The sequence below is a fragment of the Mycolicibacterium llatzerense genome (genome assembly GCF_000878195.1).
Classification (GTDB): domain Bacteria; phylum Actinomycetota; class Actinomycetes; order Mycobacteriales; family Mycobacteriaceae; genus Mycobacterium; species Mycobacterium llatzerense.
In genome coordinates this window covers 24,864-40,727 of the sequence record NZ_JXST01000024.1, presented here as the reverse complement: position 1 = coordinate 40,727, position 15,864 = coordinate 24,864, and the positions used below count along the sequence as shown (strand labels likewise).

The 15,864-nt window shown below is 68.3% G+C and carries 16 protein-coding genes; 7 read left to right on the top strand and 9 right to left on the bottom strand.

The window, feature by feature from the left end; translation table 11 throughout:
• Positions 1–41 precede the first annotated feature (41 nt).
• From TL10_RS17490 to TL10_RS17470, 5 genes are all read right to left on the bottom strand, one after another.
• Complete coding sequence (locus TL10_RS17490; RefSeq protein WP_043986597.1) at positions 42–1,625, bottom strand: polyamine aminopropyltransferase; 1,584 nt, start codon at positions 1,623–1,625, stop codon at positions 42–44.
• Positions 1,625–2,083, bottom strand: coding sequence for a DUF350 domain-containing protein (locus TL10_RS17485; RefSeq protein ID WP_043986596.1), 459 nt, complete (start codon positions 2,081–2,083; stop codon positions 1,625–1,627). The genes TL10_RS17490 and TL10_RS17485 overlap by 1 nt, the downstream gene beginning before the upstream one ends.
• 25 nt (positions 2,084–2,108) lie before the next feature.
• Positions 2,109–2,525, bottom strand: a complete 417-nt coding sequence (locus tag TL10_RS17480) for a DUF4247 domain-containing protein (protein WP_043986594.1) — start codon at positions 2,523–2,525, stop codon at positions 2,109–2,111.
• 9 nt (positions 2,526–2,534) lie between these two features.
• Complete coding sequence (locus tag TL10_RS17475; protein WP_043986593.1) at positions 2,535–3,146, bottom strand: DUF4178 domain-containing protein; 612 nt, start codon at positions 3,144–3,146, stop codon at positions 2,535–2,537.
• Between the two features lie 100 nt (positions 3,147–3,246).
• Positions 3,247–3,903, bottom strand: a complete 657-nt coding sequence (locus TL10_RS17470) for an ACT domain-containing protein (protein WP_110789118.1) — start codon at positions 3,901–3,903, stop codon at positions 3,247–3,249.
• Positions 3,904–4,016: 113 nt separating this feature from the next.
• Between TL10_RS17470 and gatC the strand changes: the two genes are divergently transcribed.
• The 3 genes from gatC (at position 4,017) to TL10_RS17455 (ending at position 6,925) form a co-directional block, all read left to right on the top strand.
• A complete protein-coding gene (gene gatC, locus TL10_RS17465; RefSeq protein WP_043393243.1) occupies positions 4,017–4,316 on the top strand; it encodes an Asp-tRNA(Asn)/Glu-tRNA(Gln) amidotransferase subunit GatC in 300 nt (99 codons plus the stop codon).
• Positions 4,313–5,797, top strand: a complete 1,485-nt coding sequence (gatA, locus tag TL10_RS17460) for an Asp-tRNA(Asn)/Glu-tRNA(Gln) amidotransferase subunit GatA (protein WP_043393245.1) — start codon at positions 4,313–4,315, stop codon at positions 5,795–5,797. The genes gatC and gatA overlap by 4 nt, the downstream gene beginning before the upstream one ends.
• 96 nt (positions 5,798–5,893) lie before the next feature.
• Positions 5,894–6,925 (top strand): ATP-dependent 6-phosphofructokinase, encoded by a 1,032-nt coding sequence (locus TL10_RS17455; protein ID WP_043393248.1) that lies wholly within the window; start codon positions 5,894–5,896, stop codon positions 6,923–6,925.
• On the opposite strand, the gene TL10_RS17450 is transcribed toward TL10_RS17455, so the two are convergent.
• Positions 6,922–7,923, bottom strand: coding sequence for a glycerophosphodiester phosphodiesterase family protein (locus TL10_RS17450; RefSeq protein WP_043986591.1), 1,002 nt, complete (start codon positions 7,921–7,923; stop codon positions 6,922–6,924). The genes TL10_RS17455 and TL10_RS17450 overlap by 4 nt on opposite strands.
• A 58-nt stretch (positions 7,924–7,981) precedes the next feature.
• On the opposite strand from TL10_RS17450, the gene gatB reads away from it, so the two are divergent.
• Positions 7,982–9,478 carry an Asp-tRNA(Asn)/Glu-tRNA(Gln) amidotransferase subunit GatB gene (gatB, locus tag TL10_RS17445; protein WP_043986590.1) on the top strand — a complete coding sequence of 499 codons (1,497 nt, stop codon included), beginning with the start codon at positions 7,982–7,984 and terminating at the stop codon, positions 9,476–9,478.
• Here the strand turns inward: gatB and TL10_RS17440 are convergent.
• Both TL10_RS17440 and TL10_RS17435 read right to left on the bottom strand, forming a co-directional pair.
• Complete coding sequence (locus TL10_RS17440; protein WP_043986589.1) at positions 9,475–10,587, bottom strand: hypothetical protein; 1,113 nt, start codon at positions 10,585–10,587, stop codon at positions 9,475–9,477. The two genes, gatB and TL10_RS17440, sit on opposite strands and share 4 nt — an antisense overlap.
• 26 nt (positions 10,588–10,613) lie before the next feature.
• Positions 10,614–11,789, bottom strand: a complete 1,176-nt coding sequence (locus TL10_RS17435) for a PQQ-dependent sugar dehydrogenase (protein ID WP_082067984.1) — start codon at positions 11,787–11,789, stop codon at positions 10,614–10,616.
• 139 nt (positions 11,790–11,928) lie between these two features.
• On the opposite strand from TL10_RS17435, the gene TL10_RS17430 reads away from it, so the two are divergent.
• On the top strand, positions 11,929–12,813 hold the full coding sequence (locus TL10_RS17430; protein ID WP_043393263.1) for a DoxX family protein: 885 nt from the start codon (positions 11,929–11,931) through the stop codon (positions 12,811–12,813).
• Between the two features lie 11 nt (positions 12,814–12,824).
• On the opposite strand, the gene TL10_RS17425 is transcribed toward TL10_RS17430, so the two are convergent.
• Positions 12,825–13,235, bottom strand: coding sequence for a PH domain-containing protein (locus tag TL10_RS17425; protein ID WP_081936603.1), 411 nt, complete (start codon positions 13,233–13,235; stop codon positions 12,825–12,827).
• A gap of 260 nt (positions 13,236–13,495) precedes the next feature.
• On the opposite strand from TL10_RS17425, the gene TL10_RS17420 reads away from it, so the two are divergent.
• Both TL10_RS17420 and ilvN read left to right on the top strand, forming a co-directional pair.
• On the top strand, positions 13,496–15,337 hold the full coding sequence (locus TL10_RS17420; RefSeq protein ID WP_043393266.1) for an acetolactate synthase large subunit: 1,842 nt from the start codon (positions 13,496–13,498) through the stop codon (positions 15,335–15,337).
• On the top strand, positions 15,337–15,843 hold the full coding sequence (ilvN, locus tag TL10_RS17415) for an acetolactate synthase small subunit (protein WP_029105777.1): 507 nt from the start codon (positions 15,337–15,339) through the stop codon (positions 15,841–15,843). Before TL10_RS17420 ends, ilvN begins: the two co-directional genes overlap by 1 nt.
• Positions 15,844–15,864 lie beyond the last annotated feature (21 nt).

Here is a 15,864-nt window from a genome sequence, read left to right as displayed (position 1 = left end):
TACTTGGCCCTACTGGTCGGTGGGGTTGAGGTGGCGGAAGGTCAGCGGTACCCGTGGCGCATATCGTCGACGATCAGCGGATGCTCCAACGTCGACGGCGGCAGGTGCTGCGGCGCGGTGTCGGGCGCGAAGACGGTGGCGGCGTCGAGCACCTGCTGATTCAGAAAACGTAGCGGGGGAGCGTCTTTCGGCAGCACCGGCATCGGTGGCACCGGGCCGCGACGGGCCAGGGTGAAACCCCAGTCGCCGAACGTCGGCACCTCGACGTGGTACGGCGTCACTGACAACCCCGCGGAGGCGATGGTGGATACCGTGCGCCAGAACGCGATCGGCGTGGAGTAGGGGCTGCCGGACTGGACCACGAGCAATCCCTGCGGCGCCAGCGCCCGGGCAATCAGGCTGTAGAACTCCGTGGAGTACAGCCGGCCGAGCACGGGGTTGTCGGGGTCGGGCAGGTCGACGATGACCGCGTCGAATCCGCCCGGCGGCACCACGTCCGGGTGTGGGACCCGCAGCCAGGTCATGGCGTCGTCGAGAATCAGCTGGAGCCGCGGATCGTCGAGTGCGCCGGCGTTGGCGTCGCGCAGCTTGGTCCGCGCCACCGCGACCACCGCCGGATCCAACTCGACCTGGACGATCCGGTCGATACCTTTCTGGCGCAACAATTCCCGCGCCGCCAGGCCGTCACCGCCGCCGATCACCAGCACCGAGCGCGCGCCCGCACCCAGCGCCGGGTACACCAGCGACTCGGTGTACCGATACTCGTCGCGCGTCGAGAACTGCAGTCCGCCATCGAGATACAGCCGGGTGTCGTCGCCGCGGCGGGTCACCACGATCTCCTGATAGGCCGAATGCCGATAGGCGACGATCGGGTCGGCGTACAGCCGCTGCCGGGACGTGGTCTCGATGCCGTCGGCGGACGCCATCAGCGTGGCCAGCACCGCGAACGCCAGCACGAGGGCGCCCAGTGCGCCGATGAATTCGCGCCGGCTCAGGATGCGGCGCAGCAGGAACACCGAAACCACCGCTGCGGCAGCCAGGTTGATCATCCCCGTGGCGGCAGCGCCGCGAATCATGCCCAGGTACGGCAGGACCAGGAACGGCCACGCCAGGCCGCCCAGCAGGGCGCCCAGATAGTCGGCGGCATTGAGGTTGGCCAGCACCCGCCCGGCGTCGGTGGCCCCGGCCACCCGTCCCCGTTGCAGCAGCGTCATCAGCAGCGGCACTTCCGCGCCGACCAGTCCGCCGATCAGCGCCGTCGCCACCCCCAGCACCCAGTCGGAGTCACCGAGGTACGCGAAGGTCACATACAGCACCGTCGCCGACAGGCCGCCCACGACACCCAGCGCCGTCTCCACCGCGATGAAGCTGATGGCTGCACGACCGAGCAGTGCTTTGGCCAGCAGCCCGCCGACGCCAAGGGCCGCTACGTAGCCCGCGACGATCAGCGACGTCGACACCACGCCGCCACCGTTGAGGCTCGTCGAAAGGGTCAGCAGCGCAAGCTCATAGACGATGCCGCACGCGGCGCACGCCGCCACGGCCGCCAAAAGCAGGGCGCGCCACCGGGTTCCGATGACCGGCTCGGGGGCCGTCGGGGCCGCCCCGATGGCCTCTGTCACCATCAGGTGAGGGCGGCGGCGTTGATACCGCCGACGGCGAGCAGGACCACGGCCACCGCGACCGCGGCGGGGTGGAAGTCCTCGGAGTGGATGTCATTGCGGAAGTGGCCGGGCGCCAACAACTCCACGGCCACCAGGGCCAGACCCTGCAGGGCGACGCCGATCAGCCCGTAGATCAACGTGTCGATCAGGCCCTGCCCGAGACGATCGGAGCTCGAGTGGATGGCGGTGATGATGATGGCTGCCAGTGAGACATCCATGGCGGCAGTGACGGCCACCGCGTTGGGCCGCCGCTCGACGAACACTTGGCGGCGCAGATTGCCGGGCGTCAGCACGTCGACCATGACGAAGCCGGCGGCCAGCACCAGCACGCCGACCACGAAGTACAGGACTGCGCTGACCACGTTCTGGATGAGTGCGTCGGTATGGACGGTGCCGAAGTCGATGGCGGCCAGGTTCATCGGAGTCTCCTCGGAATTGGTGTGGTCACTTGACGCCGCCCGGTCCGCCCGAGCTGCCGCCGGAACTGTGCGACGGCGATCCCGGGCTGAATCCCGGGCCGAGAAAGAAGTAGCTGCCGTGGTTGTAGCCCGAGTTCAGGCTCTCCATCCGAACGGAGCACGACTGCCCCGATCCTGGACCCACGATCACGATGGAATCGCTGTACCGCAGGTAGTAATTGCCCTGGTCGGTCGCCCGTGCCTGCGGCGCGTGGGCCTCGGCGAGGTCGTCGGCCACGTCGCTCGGGTCCCCGTCGCATCGGTAGGTGTTGTTGCCGACGTTCTGGTAGTGGTCCTTGACGTACGACTGGACGGTGCGGGCGGTGCTGATCCCGATCGCCAGGCAGATCACTGACGCGATCGCCAGCACCCCGGCGAGAATCAGCATCTTGCCCCGGGTCATGGCACCGACCTACGAGCCGGCCGGGGGAGCGGGGTACACCGTGAGCTCACCGGGCGACATGACCTTGCCGGTCGACACCTCCCACGGAGAATTCGGCGACCACTGCTCAAAACTGAGCAGGGCGGCACGGCCGGCGCTGGCGTAGTCGACGTAGTTCATCTGGCCTTGTGCGGGCAGGCCGGTGGTGCCCTCGGAGGTGTAGTGCGCGTCGCCGGTCTCGACCTCGTCGTACTGCACGCCCTCGATGGTGAGCGGGCCGATGGGCTGCAGAGCCAGGTCTGGTCGCTTGGTCCAGAACGCGAGTTCCAGCCGTCCCTCGTCCTCTTCGACGCTGAACCAGATCGGTTCTCCCTGACCGCCTTCCAGCAGATGCTCCCACCAGATGAACGGGCCTTCGCGATAGGTCACCGAGCCGCGCACCACGTAGTCGACGCCGCCGTAGCTGACGATCGCGCCGGGCCCCAGCTGTTTCGGCCCGCACACCGGCATCTCGCCGGACTTCAGCGGGTCCTGGCGGGCGCCGGAGGTTCCCGGCTTCTTCGCCCGGGTGAAAGCGAGCACCACGACGATGATCGCCGCGATCAGTAGCAGCACGCCGATGACGATCAGAAATGTGCTCACGCAGGCCTCCAGCGAGATGTGGCGAGAACGCTAGCAGTTGACGCCGCGACGCAACGGCATTCGCGCACCACCAGATTGGCTGGGAATTCGCTGGTAACGCCTAGCGCACGATGGTCGCGACGATGCCCGCGAGGTATCCGAGCCGCGCGACCTCCGACGGACGGAAGGCCGGGCCGCCCGGGCGGCCGAGCATGATCGCGGTGTACGGGTCACCCAGCGGCGCCGCGGCCAGGGTGGTGTCGATGTCCCGCCAGAACTGCGGCACCCAGTCGCCCGTGGCGTCCAGGGCGGCGGCGTGTTCCAGCGGTAGCCACGGTGCCGAGTCGGCGAGTGTCTCGGGCGCACCCGGGCTGCCGGCGATGCGGCGAGGTTCGGCGCCGCCGGTCACCACGACGCACCAGCCGACCCGGAGCACGCGCGGGGCTTCGTCGGCCAGCACCTGGAGGCGGGCGGCCTTGCCCTTGGCGGCGGCCACGTGGTCGATCAGTTCCAGTTCGCGATGGGCCTCGAGCAGCCCGGTGTGGGGCCGGATGCTGTCCACGTACACGCCCTTGAGGGCCTCTGCCGCGGTGATCAGGGTGTCGGGCATGGACCCGAGCGGCAGCTCGACCACCAGGTCGTCGACGGCGTAGCCCGGGCCGCGTTCGACGACGTCGAGCGACAGGATGTCGGCGCCCACCGTGCCGAGAGCCACCGCCAGCGAGCCGAGGCTACCGGGGCGGTCTTCGAGCTGGACCCGCATCAGATAGGAGGACACGCCACAACTGTGGCACAGCGTCGTGGCGACGGCAGGACGTGCGGGTGCGGTGCGTGTCACGGATGTATTCCCCGTCGCTGCGCTCGCCCGGCCTCCCACTAGGGTGTTTAGACGTGTCGAAGATTTCCCGGGACGATGTCGCCCATCTGGCGAATCTGGCCCGGCTCGCCCTGACCGATGGTGAGCTGGACAGTTTCGCAGGCCAGCTCGATGCCATCCTGGCGCACGTCGGCAAGATTCAGGCCGTCGACGTCACGGGTATCGAGGCGACCGGCAATCCCCTCAAAGAGGTCAACATCACCCGGCCCGACGTCGAGGCAGCGAGCCTCTCGCAGGACCAGGCGCTGGCGGAGGCCCCGCGGGCCGAAGATGGCCGGTTCGCCGTGCCGCGCATTTTGGGAGAAGCAGAATGAGCGACCTGATCCGTTTTGACGCGGCCACGCTCGGCGAGAAGATCGCCGCCGGCGACGTGTCGGCCACCGAGGTCACCCGGGCTCACCTGGACCAGATCGCCGCCACCGACGAGACCTACCACGCCTTCCTGCACGTGGGCGCCGAGGAGGCGCTGGCCGCGGCCGCCGCGGTCGACAAGCAGGTGGCGGCGGGCGAGCCGCTGGCCTCGCCACTCGCCGGAGTTCCGTTGGCGCTCAAGGACGTTTTCACCACCACCGACGCGCCGACCACGGCCGGATCGAAGATTCTGGAGGGCTGGCGGTCGCCGTACGACGCGACCGTCACCGCCAGGCTGCGTGCGGCCGGCATCCCGATCCTCGGCAAGACCAACATGGACGAATTCGCCATGGGGTCGTCCACCGAGAACTCGGCCTATGGCCCGACCCGCAACCCCTGGGACGTCAACCGCGTGCCGGGCGGTTCCGGCGGCGGTAGTGCCGCGGCGCTGGCGGCCTTCCAGGCGCCGCTGGCGATCGGCACCGACACCGGTGGCTCGATCCGTCAGCCGGCCGCGCTGACGTCGACCGTCGGCGTCAAGCCCACGTACGGCACGGTCTCGCGGTACGGCCTGATCGCCTGTGCGTCGTCGCTGGACCAGGGCGGACCGTGTGCCCGCACGGTGCTCGACACCGCGCTGCTGCACCAGGTGATCGCGGGCCACGACCCGCGCGATTCCACCTCGGTCGACGCTCCGGTGCCCGACGTGGTCGGGGCAGCCAGGGCCGGTGCCGCCGGCGACCTGAAGGGCGTCCGGATCGGTGTGGTCAAGCAGCTGCACACCGGCGAGGGCTACCAGCCCGGGGTGCTGTCGTCGTTCAACACCGCGGTCGACCAGCTGACCGACCTCGGCGCCGAGATCACCGAGGTCGACTGCCCGCACTTCGACTACTCGCTGGCGGCCTACTACCTGATCCTGCCGTCCGAGGTGTCCTCGAACCTCGCGCGCTTCGACGCGATGCGCTACGGCCTGCGGGTCGGCGACGACGGCACCCACAGCGCCGAAGAAGTGATGGCGCTGACCCGCGCCGCCGGCTTCGGCCCGGAGGTCAAGCGCCGCATCATGATCGGCACCTACGCCCTGTCCTCGGGCTACTACGACGCCTACTACAACCAGGCCCAGCGGGTGCGCACCCTGATTGCCCGTGATCTGGACCAGGCCTACGAGAAGGTCGACGTGCTGGTCACCCCGACCACCCCGACCACCGCGTTCGGGCTGGGGGAGAAGGTCGACGATCCGCTGGCGATGTACCTGTTCGACCTGTGCACGTTGCCGCTGAACCTGGCCGGGCACTGCGGCATGTCGGTGCCGTCGGGCCTGTCGCCGGACGACAACCTGCCGGTGGGTCTGCAGATCATGGCGCCGGCCCTGGCCGACGACCGGCTGTACCGCGTCGGTGCGGCCTACGAAGCCGCCCGCGGCGCACTGCCCACCGCCGTATAGCCACGAGCGTGCACACAGCTCGCCGGATCTGCGGAGCCGGCGAGCTGACTGCACATTCGACGCGAACCAAAACCCGCGAGCGGGCAGTATGGGGGCATGCGGATAGGCGTGCTGACCGGTGGTGGTGACTGTCCTGGCTTGAACGCGGTGATCCGGGCGGTGGTCCGTACCTGTGACGTCCGGTACGGCTCGACGGTCGTCGGGTTCCGGGACGGCTGGCGCGGCCTGCTCGAGAATCGTCGTGAGCAGCTCAAGAATGACGATCGCAACGACCGGCTGCTGGCCAAGGGCGGCACCATCTTGGGCACCGCGCGCGTCAACCCCGACAAACTCCGGGCCGGGCTCGATCAGATCAAGCAGACGCTCGAGGACAACGGCATCGACGTGCTGATCCCGATCGGCGGCGAAGGCACCTTGACGGCCGCGCACTGGCTGGCCGAGGAGAACGTCCCCGTGGTGGGTGTGCCCAAGACCATCGACAACGACATCGATTGCACCGACGTCACTTTCGGCCACGACACCGCGCTGATGATCGCCACCGAGGCCATCGACCGGCTGCACAGCACCGCCGAGTCGCATCAGCGGGTGATGCTGGTGGAGGTGATGGGCCGGCACGCGGGCTGGATCGCGCTGGGCGCGGGGATGGCCTCCGGTGCGCACATGACGCTGATTCCCGAGCAGCCGTTCGATATCGAAGAGGTGTGCCGGCTGGTGAGACAGCGCTTCGTGCGCGGTGATTCGCACTTCATCTGTGTGGTCGCGGAAGGGGCGCGGCCGTCAGAGGGCTCAATGCAGTTGCGCGACGGCGGAATTGACGAGTTCGGGCATGTGAAGTTCACCGGTGTCGCGCAGCAGCTGGCCATCGAGATCGAGAAGCGGATCCGGAAGGAAGTCCGGACCACCGTGCTGGGCCACGTGCAGCGCGGCGGTACCCCGACGGCCCACGACCGGGTGCTGGCCACCCGGTTCGGCGTCAACGCCGCCGACGCCGCGCACTCGGGTGAGTACGGGATGATGGTGTCGTTGCGGGGTCAGGAGATCGGCCGGGTGCCGCTCGCGGATGCGGTGCGTCAGCTCAAGTTGGTGCCGCAGACCCGGTACGACGACGCCGCCGAATTCTTCGGCTAGCGGAAGGCCGCCGGTAGCGGCATCCCGAGTGCGGACTCCACCGCGCGGAGCCGGGCCGGGTAGTCGGTGATGATGCCGTCGGCGCCGGCGGCGATCTGCGCGCGCATGGTGTCGGCGTCGTTGATCGTCCACGGAATCACCTTGAGGCCGAGGGCATGTGCGCGGTCGATGAATGCCCGGTCGGCGATCAGCGCGAACCCCGGGTCCTTCGGTGTCAGCCCGTAGGGGACCGAGTAGCCGGGGGACAGGATGTTCGCCCCGACCGACGCCGCCCCGGCGATCGGGTCACCGACCACCGCCGGATTCACGTCTGCCGTCCACGCCGAATTCGGCACCCACGTCGTCTCATCCCACAGCGCCACCAGTGGGATGCCGGGTTCCTGCTGGCGGACCAGAGGCAGCGTGCGCCAGTCGAAACTCTGGATCTCGACCTTGTCGACCTTGCCCGCGGCCCGGACGGTGCCGAGGATGACGTCGACGAATTGTTGTGGTGCCGCGGATGTTTCGGGCTTGTCGGCTTCGATCTTGGTCTCGATGTTGTACCGCACGCCGGCGTGATGAGCGTCGGCGAGCGCGAAGACCTCGTCGAGCGTGGCGATCTTGTTTCCGGTCACCACTTCGGCGGCCGGGAATCCGCTGAGCAGCTTGCCGCAGTTCAGGGTGCGCAGCTGGGCTCGGGTGAGGTCGTGCACGAGCTTGCCGACGTACGGGTACTGCGGGTCACCGGGGACGGCGGGGCCGGTGTCGGTGCATTTGTCGGGCTGGATGGTCGGGTCGTGCCAGACCATGGGCGCACCGTCCTTGGAAAGGACGATGTCGAGCTCCAACGTGGTGACACCGAGCTCGATGGCCTTGGTGAACGCGCGCAGCGATTCCTCTGTGGTCTCGCCCCGTCCGCCGCGGTGTGCCTGCAGGTCGAAAGTGTCGGGAGCGGCCGAGGCGATGGGCACCGCAGTCAGGGCGAAGGTGGTCAGCAGGGCGCCGATGCGTGCGAGCATTCGCGGAGGTTAACCGGGCCGGGGAAATGGCCGGTGAACGGCAACTAGGATTCAACCCATGGCTGACGCAGACCTTCTCGACTACGACGACGTCCTCGCGACGTACGAGCCCGTCATGGGCATGGAAGTCCATGTCGAACTGTCCACCGAGACCAAGATGTTCTGTGGCTGTGCGAACCGGTTCGGTGCCGAGCCGAACACGCTGGTATGCCCGGTGTGCCTGGGCCTGCCCGGGGCGCTGCCGGTGGTCAACGAGTCCGCGGTCGAATCCGCGATCCGGATCGGGTTGGCACTGAACTGCGACATCACGCCGTGGGGCCGGTTCGCCCGGAAGAACTACTTCTACCCGGATCAGCCGAAGAACTACCAGATCAGCCAATACGACGAGCCCATCGCCGTGAACGGCTACCTCGACGTTCCGCTGGAGGACGGCAGCATCTGGCGTGTCGATATCGAGCGCGCCCACATGGAGGAGGACACCGGCAAGCTGACGCACCTGGGCAGCGACACCGGCCGGATCTCCGGCGCCACCACCTCGCTGGCCGACTTCAACCGGGCCGGTGTGCCGCTGGTGGAGATCGTCAGCAAGCCCATCGAGGGTGCCGGTGAACGTGCTCCGGAGATCGCCCGTGCCTACGTGACGGCGCTGCGGGATCTGTTGCGCGGCTTGGGCGTTTCCGACGTGCGCATGGACCAGGGTTCGATGCGCTGTGACTCCAACGTCTCGCTCAAGCTCAAGGGTGCCGCGGAGTTCGGCACCCGCACCGAGACCAAGAACGTCAACTCGCTCAAGAGCGTCGAGGTGGCGGTCCGCTACGAGATGCGCCGGCAGGCTGCTGTGCTGCAGGCCGGCGGCACCATCACGCAGGAGACCCGGCACTTCCACGAGGACGGCCACACCACGTCTGGCCGGAGCAAGGAAACCGCCGAGGACTACCGCTACTTCCCGGAGCCGGACCTCGAGCCGATCGCCCCGTCGGATGAGTTGGTGGAGCGGCTGCGCGGCACCATCCCCGAGCTGCCGTGGTTGGTGCGCAAGCGGATTCAGGACGACTGGGGCATTTCCGACGAGGTGATGCGTGACCTCGTCAACGCCGGCGCGATCGAGCTGGTGGCGGCGACCGTCGAGCACGGCGCGTCCAGCGAGGCGGCCCGCGCCTGGTGGGGCAACTTCCTGACGCAGAAGGCCAACGAGAGTGAAGTGACCCTCGACGAGCTGGCCATCACCCCGGCCCAGGTCGCCGCGGTGGTCAAGCTGGTCGACGACGGCAAGCTGTCCAACAAGCTGGCCCGGCAGGTCGTCGAGGGCGTGCTGGCCGGTGAGGGCGAGCCCGAGCAGGTCATGAACGAACGCGGTCTTGTTGTGGTGCGCGACGATTCGCTCATCCAGGCCGCGATCGACGAGGCGCTGGCCGCCCAGCCCGACATCGCCGACAAGATCCGCGGCGGCAAGGTCCAAGCCGCCGGCGCGATCGTCGGCGCGGTGATGAAGGCGACCAAGGGGCAGGCTGACGCGGCGCGCGTGCGCGAACTCGTCATCGCGGCCTGCAGTTAGTGCAGCACCTGCTGTTGCGGCGCGGGCGCCGTCGTCGGACGCAGTGACGACACGCCCGCGACGCAGTAGCCCGCGATCACGAAACACACCGCGGCGCAGGGCAGATTGCCGGTCGGCGTACCGGCACCGGTGACGCCGTCGATGGCACCGGCGAAGTCCGGCAGTGCGGCCAGCCAGAGCACCGTGAAGGTGAGCAGGTACAGCACCCCGAACACCCGGACGTACTGACTGGGGTGCTGTGTCCCGACGCGGCGCGTGATCCGCCAGTCCTGCACCAGGATCGGGATCGCCACGAAGGTGAACACCGCGACCTCGACGCCGAGCACCGCGTACTGCATTGCGCTGTGCCGCGCGGAGAGCAACGTCGGCAGGCTGAGCAACCCCATGATGACCGGTGCCAGCACGCTGATGACCGGTATGCGCCAGGCCAGTGACAGCCGGGCCGGCGGTGTGCCCGCCTCCACGCGGCGCCCGATCAGCACGTGCACCAGGAACGCGATCGCCGCGGGCCCGACCACTGCCAGGCTGACCCAACTGCTCACCGGCACGCAGCCGAGCGTGGGGTGGTTCAGTGGGTTCGCTGTGTTCCAGACCCACCAGCGCAGCTGCGGCCCGAGATGGTCGAAGATGCCGTAGACGCAGCCGTGCACGAATCCGACGCAGATGGCGCCGATGAGCGCGCCACGCCGTTCGAACACACCGGTGGCGCGGACGATGTCATAGGCCAGCGTGATGGTCGCCGGGTACAGCGCCACGATGTACAGCGGCAGCCGTCCGTCGACGAAATCGACGCTGAACACGTTGTGCACCAACATGACCCCGAGCCGGGTGCCGGCGAACAGGTCCGGTGGATGCCGGGGTAGTTCGGTCACCAGGGCGTAGGCCACCGATGCCAGCCAGATGGCGATCCCGGTGGGGTCGCGGCGGACCCGCCGCAGCGCGTAGGCCAGCGCCAGCCCTGCTCCGATCAGCATCAGCAGCTCGACGACCGGCATGCTCCAGTGCGTGAGGGCCAGGGGGTTCCGCAGTTTGACCCAGGAATCGTCATCGCAGGAGAAGCCCAGGTAGCCGGCCAGCCGAGCGAAGTCGGCCGGGCACGCGCGCATCATCGAGCGACCCTCATGTCGGGCGTCAATTACGTCTTGTCGTCGGTGCTACGCGGGAATCCGCCCTGCGGGAACAGCGGGAACACGACGTCGTCGAACTTCTCCACGTCGCCGGCCGTCTTGTTCACCGTGGCGCCCCAGATGTTGCCGTCGGGGGAGAGTTCCAGCGCGAAGACGTGTCCGTGGGTGTCCGTGCGGAGGGCCTCGGGGTCACCCGTGACCGCGCCGGTTTCCTTGGCCAGCCGGAGCGCCACCGTCTTCTTGGTGTTGACCAGATTGACCATGACGGTGTTGTCGACCGCCACACAGCCGGCGACACCGGGACGATCGGGCCAGCTCCACACCGTGGACACCTTGGAGTCCTTGGTGATCTTCTGCAGCCGGTCGCCGGTGGGGGTGCGGTCGGTGACGTACAGCGAGCCGCTGGCCCCGTCGATGCACAGCCCGCCGCCGGAGCCCATGCCTGACAGCGCGGTGGTCGGCGGTGCCTGTCCCACTGTTGTCGGCTGCTCGATGCGCAGCAGCTTGCCCGCCAGCGAAGCCGGGTCGGCCGCGGCGGCGGGGTTGCCGGCGTCTCCGGTGAGCACCACGAGGGTGGTCGGACTGCTGAAGATCAGCGCCCCGGTGTTGCCCGTGGGGCCCTTGGGGATCCCGGTCAGGATCGGCTTGGGGACGTCGCCGTCGGCGATCCGGACCACCCGGTTGTCGGTGGGCGTGGTGATGTACGCGTACATCAGCCGGTCCTGTTGGTAGCTCGGCGAAAGCACGATGTCCATGAGGCCGCCGTCGCCGGATGCGTCGACCGGGATCACCATCTTGACCTTGGGTTCCGCGTTCGTGGCGATGTTCTTGACCGCGCCGGTGACGCGTTCGGCCACGATTGCCGACTTGCTGTCGCCGCCCATGATCAGGCCGCTGGTGCTCTCCAGGCAGCCCTGCATCACCGCCGGTGCCGGGCACGCCTTCGGGAACGGGTTCGGCGGCAACGGCGGCGGAGGCGGCGGGGTCGAGCTCGGCGCCCCACCGAGCTCGGGCTCGATGGTGAACGGCTCAGATGCGGCCGAATCGAAACGGGCACAGCCCTGCAGTGCCAGCAAAGCGATGGCGCACAACGCCAGCACCCGTCGAGCGGGTGCAGCACCAACACGCTCAGGCCGGCGTTCGGGCCTCGTCAGCGCAGTCCGCCTCGACCGCCGCAATGTCATGCCCGCCAGGTTACGGACTGTTCGACGGTGCTCGCCACGTCGGGGCCGCGCGCCGGGCCGGGCAAATCCGGTGAACAAGCGCGTCAAACCACCGTTTAAATCCACGGTCAGCAGCGCAATTGCACTTACCCTGGCAACTATGACCAGTACTTCCCATGAGTCGCGTGCATGGCAACGGCCCGACGAGTCGGCCGCCAAGCCCGCGTCGGCACGCCTGGTCGATCCCGAAGACGACCTGCCCATCACGACCTACCGTGGCGATAGCGGCGAGACCGCGGCAACCACGGCCATTCCGCGGTTCGACACCGCATCGCCCGACGATGTCACGGAGGTGACATCCGCATCGTCCTCGTCGCCGTCCTCGATGGCGTTCGATCTCATGCACGAACCCGAGCCGCTGCCGTACGTGCAACCCCGCGAACGAGGCTCGCAGCAGCCCGCCGAGCCTGCCGAGATCGAACCTGATCCCGAGACCGATGCCCGGGTGCGGGTGGCCAAGCGCCGCGGCACCCAGGACCTTGGGCTCCTGGTCTTGCGCGTCGGCCTGGGTGCCTGGCTGGTGGTCCACGGGCTGCAGAAGGCGTTCGGCTGGTGGGGCGGCCAGGGGCTGAACGGGTACGAACACGCGCTGGCCGCTGCCGGCTTCCAGCACGCCGGGATACTGACCTATCTCGCCACCGGGGCGCAGATCGGGGCCGGTGTCCTGCTGGTGCTGGGGCTGTTCACTCCGGTCGCCGCCGCGGTCGCCCTGAGTTACCTCGTCAACGCCCTGGCAGTGGAGGTGGCTGCACAACCCGTGCACGGCTACTTCCCGTACTTCCTGCCCGAAGGGCACGAGTACCTGGTGACCATGATCGTGCTGGCCGCGGCGCTGACCCTGACCGGGCCGGGCCTCTACGGCTTCGACGCCGGGCGCGGTTGGGCCCGCCGCCCCTTCATCGGGTCGTTCCTGTGCCTGCTGATCGGTGTCGGCGTGGGCGTCGGCGTGTGGATGCTGCTGAACGGATCAAACCCGCTGCGCTGAGCGGGGCCGGCTCACTCGTTGTACGGGTTGGGCACGACGCCGCCGCTGGCCGCGGTCAGCACCGGCAGTGACGCGAACGTCACACCCGGCAGTCGCAAGTCGGTGCCGTCGGTCAATTCGGCCTTGGCCCACTTGGAGCCGTCGAAGCGCAGGCCCTTGATGTCCTGCCACGTCACCGTCCGGCTGCCGAGCAGCGACCGCGCGGTGACGCCCAACTTGTCGGCCACCGTGCGGTAGCGAATCACCATCGCCGACAACAGGATCGGGATGACGAGCAGCGCCGCGCACCAGGCCGGCCCGGCGAACACCAGGGCCAGCAGCCCGACGGCGAAGAACCCCACCGCCAGATGGGCGACTCCCGGGATCTTGATCACGACGGGTCGGGCTGCGGTCGAAGAGGTTCGGCGGCTCACGCCATCTATCTTCCCAGGCGGTGGGTCGGCGGGTTGCCGGGTGTATCCGGCTACGGAACTGATTTGACCTGCGCGCGCCGTGGGGACTACCGTCCTTGCTTATGCAGAACTCGGGATTGCTTGTAGTAACTGGGCGCGTTGGTGCGTGACCAGGCTGACTAAGCCGACTACAAGCATCGACGCGCAACCCTCGTACAGCCACCCACGCTGACGGGGGTTTTTTGTTTGCCCGAGAACGCCACAACCGCAACACGATCAAGAGGACAAGAGTGAGCGCACCCACCACGCGACCGCCAGAGTCGACGCAACAGCCCGACGGCCCCAGCGGCGCGGTCAACGGTCATTCGAAAATCGTTGCCCCGCAGCAGATGACCGGTGCCCAGGCTGTCGTCCGGTCGCTCGAGGAACTCGACGTCGACACCATCTTCGGCATCCCCGGCGGTGCCGTGCTGCCGGTCTACGACCCGCTGTTCGACTCGAAGAAGGTCCGCCACGTGCTGGTCCGGCACGAGCAGGGCGCCGGCCACGCCGCGTCGGGCTACGCGCATGCGACCGGCAAGGTCGGCGTGATGATGGCCACCTCGGGCCCAGGCGCCACCAACCTGGTCACGCCGCTGGCCGACGCCCAGATGGACTCCATCCCGGTCGTCGCCATCACCGGTCAGGTCGGCCGCGGGCTGATCGGCACCGACGCGTTCCAGGAAGCCGACATCTCCGGCATCACCATGCCGATCACGAAGCACAACTTCCTGGTCCGCAACGGTGACGACATCGCCAAGGTGATCGCCGAGGCGTTCCACATCGCGTCCTCCGGCCGTCCCGGTGCCGTCCTCGTCGACATCCCGAAGGACGTGCTGCAGGCGCAGTGCACGTTCAGCTGGCCGCCGGTCATCGACCTGCCCGGCTACAAGCCGAACACCAAGCCGCACAGCCGCCAGGTGCGCGAGGCAGCCAAGCTGATCGCCGCCTCGCACAAGCCCGTGCTGTACGTCGGCGGCGGCGTCATCCGCGGCGAGGCGTCCGCGGAGCTGCTGGAGCTCGCCGAACTGACCGGCATCCCCGTCGTCACCACCCTGATGGCACGTGGCGCGTTCCCCGACAGCCACCCGCAGCACATGGGCATGCCGGGCATGCACGGCACGGTGTCGGCCGTGGCGGCGCTGCAGAAGAGCGACCTGCTGATCGCTCTCGGCACCCGCTTCGACGACCGGGTCACCGGTCAGCTGTCGTCGTTCGCGCCCGAGGCCAAGGTGATCCACGCGGACATCGACCCGGCCGAGATCGGCAAGAACCGGAACGCCGACGTGCCGATCGTCGGTGACATCAAGAACGTCATCGTCGACCTGCTCGCGGCGCTGCGCCGCGACGGCGTGTCCGCCGACACGCTGGACCTGGCCGACTGGTGGACCTACCTGAGCGGCATCAAGGAGACCTTCCCGCTGAGCTACGGCCCGCAGAGCGACGGCAGCCTCTCGCCGGAGTACGTCATCGAGAAGCTGGGCCAGATCGCCGGGCCGGACGCGCTGTACGTGGCGGGCGTCGGTCAGCACCAGATGTGGGCCGCGCAGTTCATCAAGTACGAGAACCCGAAGACCTGGCTGAACTCGGGCGGTCTGGGCACCATGGGCTTCTCCATCCCGGCCGCGATGGGCGCCAAGTTCGCCCGCCCGGAGGCCGAGGTGTGGGCCATCGACGGTGACGGCTGCTTCCAGATGACCAACCAGGAGCTGGCCACCTGCGCCCTCGAAGGGGCGCCGATCAAGGTTGCGCTGATCAACAACGGCAACCTCGGCATGGTGCGGCAGTGGCAGACGCTGTTCTACGAAGAGCGCTACAGCCAGACCAACCTGTCCACGCACTCGCACCGCATCCCGGACTTCGTGATGCTGGCCGAGGCGCTCGGTTGCGTCGGTCTGCGCTGCGAGCGCGCCGAAGACGTCGAGGACGTCATCCGGCAGGCCCGCGAGATCAACGACCGCCCCGTCGTCATCGACTTCATCGTCGGCGCCGACGCCCAGGTGTGGCCGATGGTCGCCGCCGGCACCAGCAATGACGAGATCATGGCGGCGCGCGATATCCGTCCGCTGTTCGACAACGAGGATCAGGTCTAGTGGCTACTACTCACACTCTGTCGGTTCTCGTCGAGGACACTCCCGGTGTGCTCGCCCGCGTGGCAGCGCTGTTCTCGCGGCGTGGCTTCAACATCCAGTCGCTGGCAGTCGGCGCCACTGAGCAGAAGAACATGTCCCGCATGACCATCGTGGTCTGCGTCGAAGAGCAGCTGCCGCTGGAACAGATCACCAAGCAGCTCAACAAGCTGATCAACGTCATCAAGATCGTCGAGCAGGAGCCGGACAACTCCGTCTCCCGCGAGCTGGCGCTGATCAAGGTGCGGGCCGACGCCACCACCCGTGGTCAGGTGATCGAGGCGGTCAACCTGTTCCGGGCGAAGGTCGTCGACGTGTCGACCGAGTCGCTGACCATCGAGGCCACCGGCACCCAGGAGAAGCTCGAAGCACTGCTGCGAGTGCTGGAGCCGTATGGTATTCGCGAGCTGGTGCAGTCCGGTGTGGTTTCGTTGGCGCGCGGCCCGCGCGGCATCGGCGCGGCCAAGTAAGCGCTGACCCCCGAGCAAAAC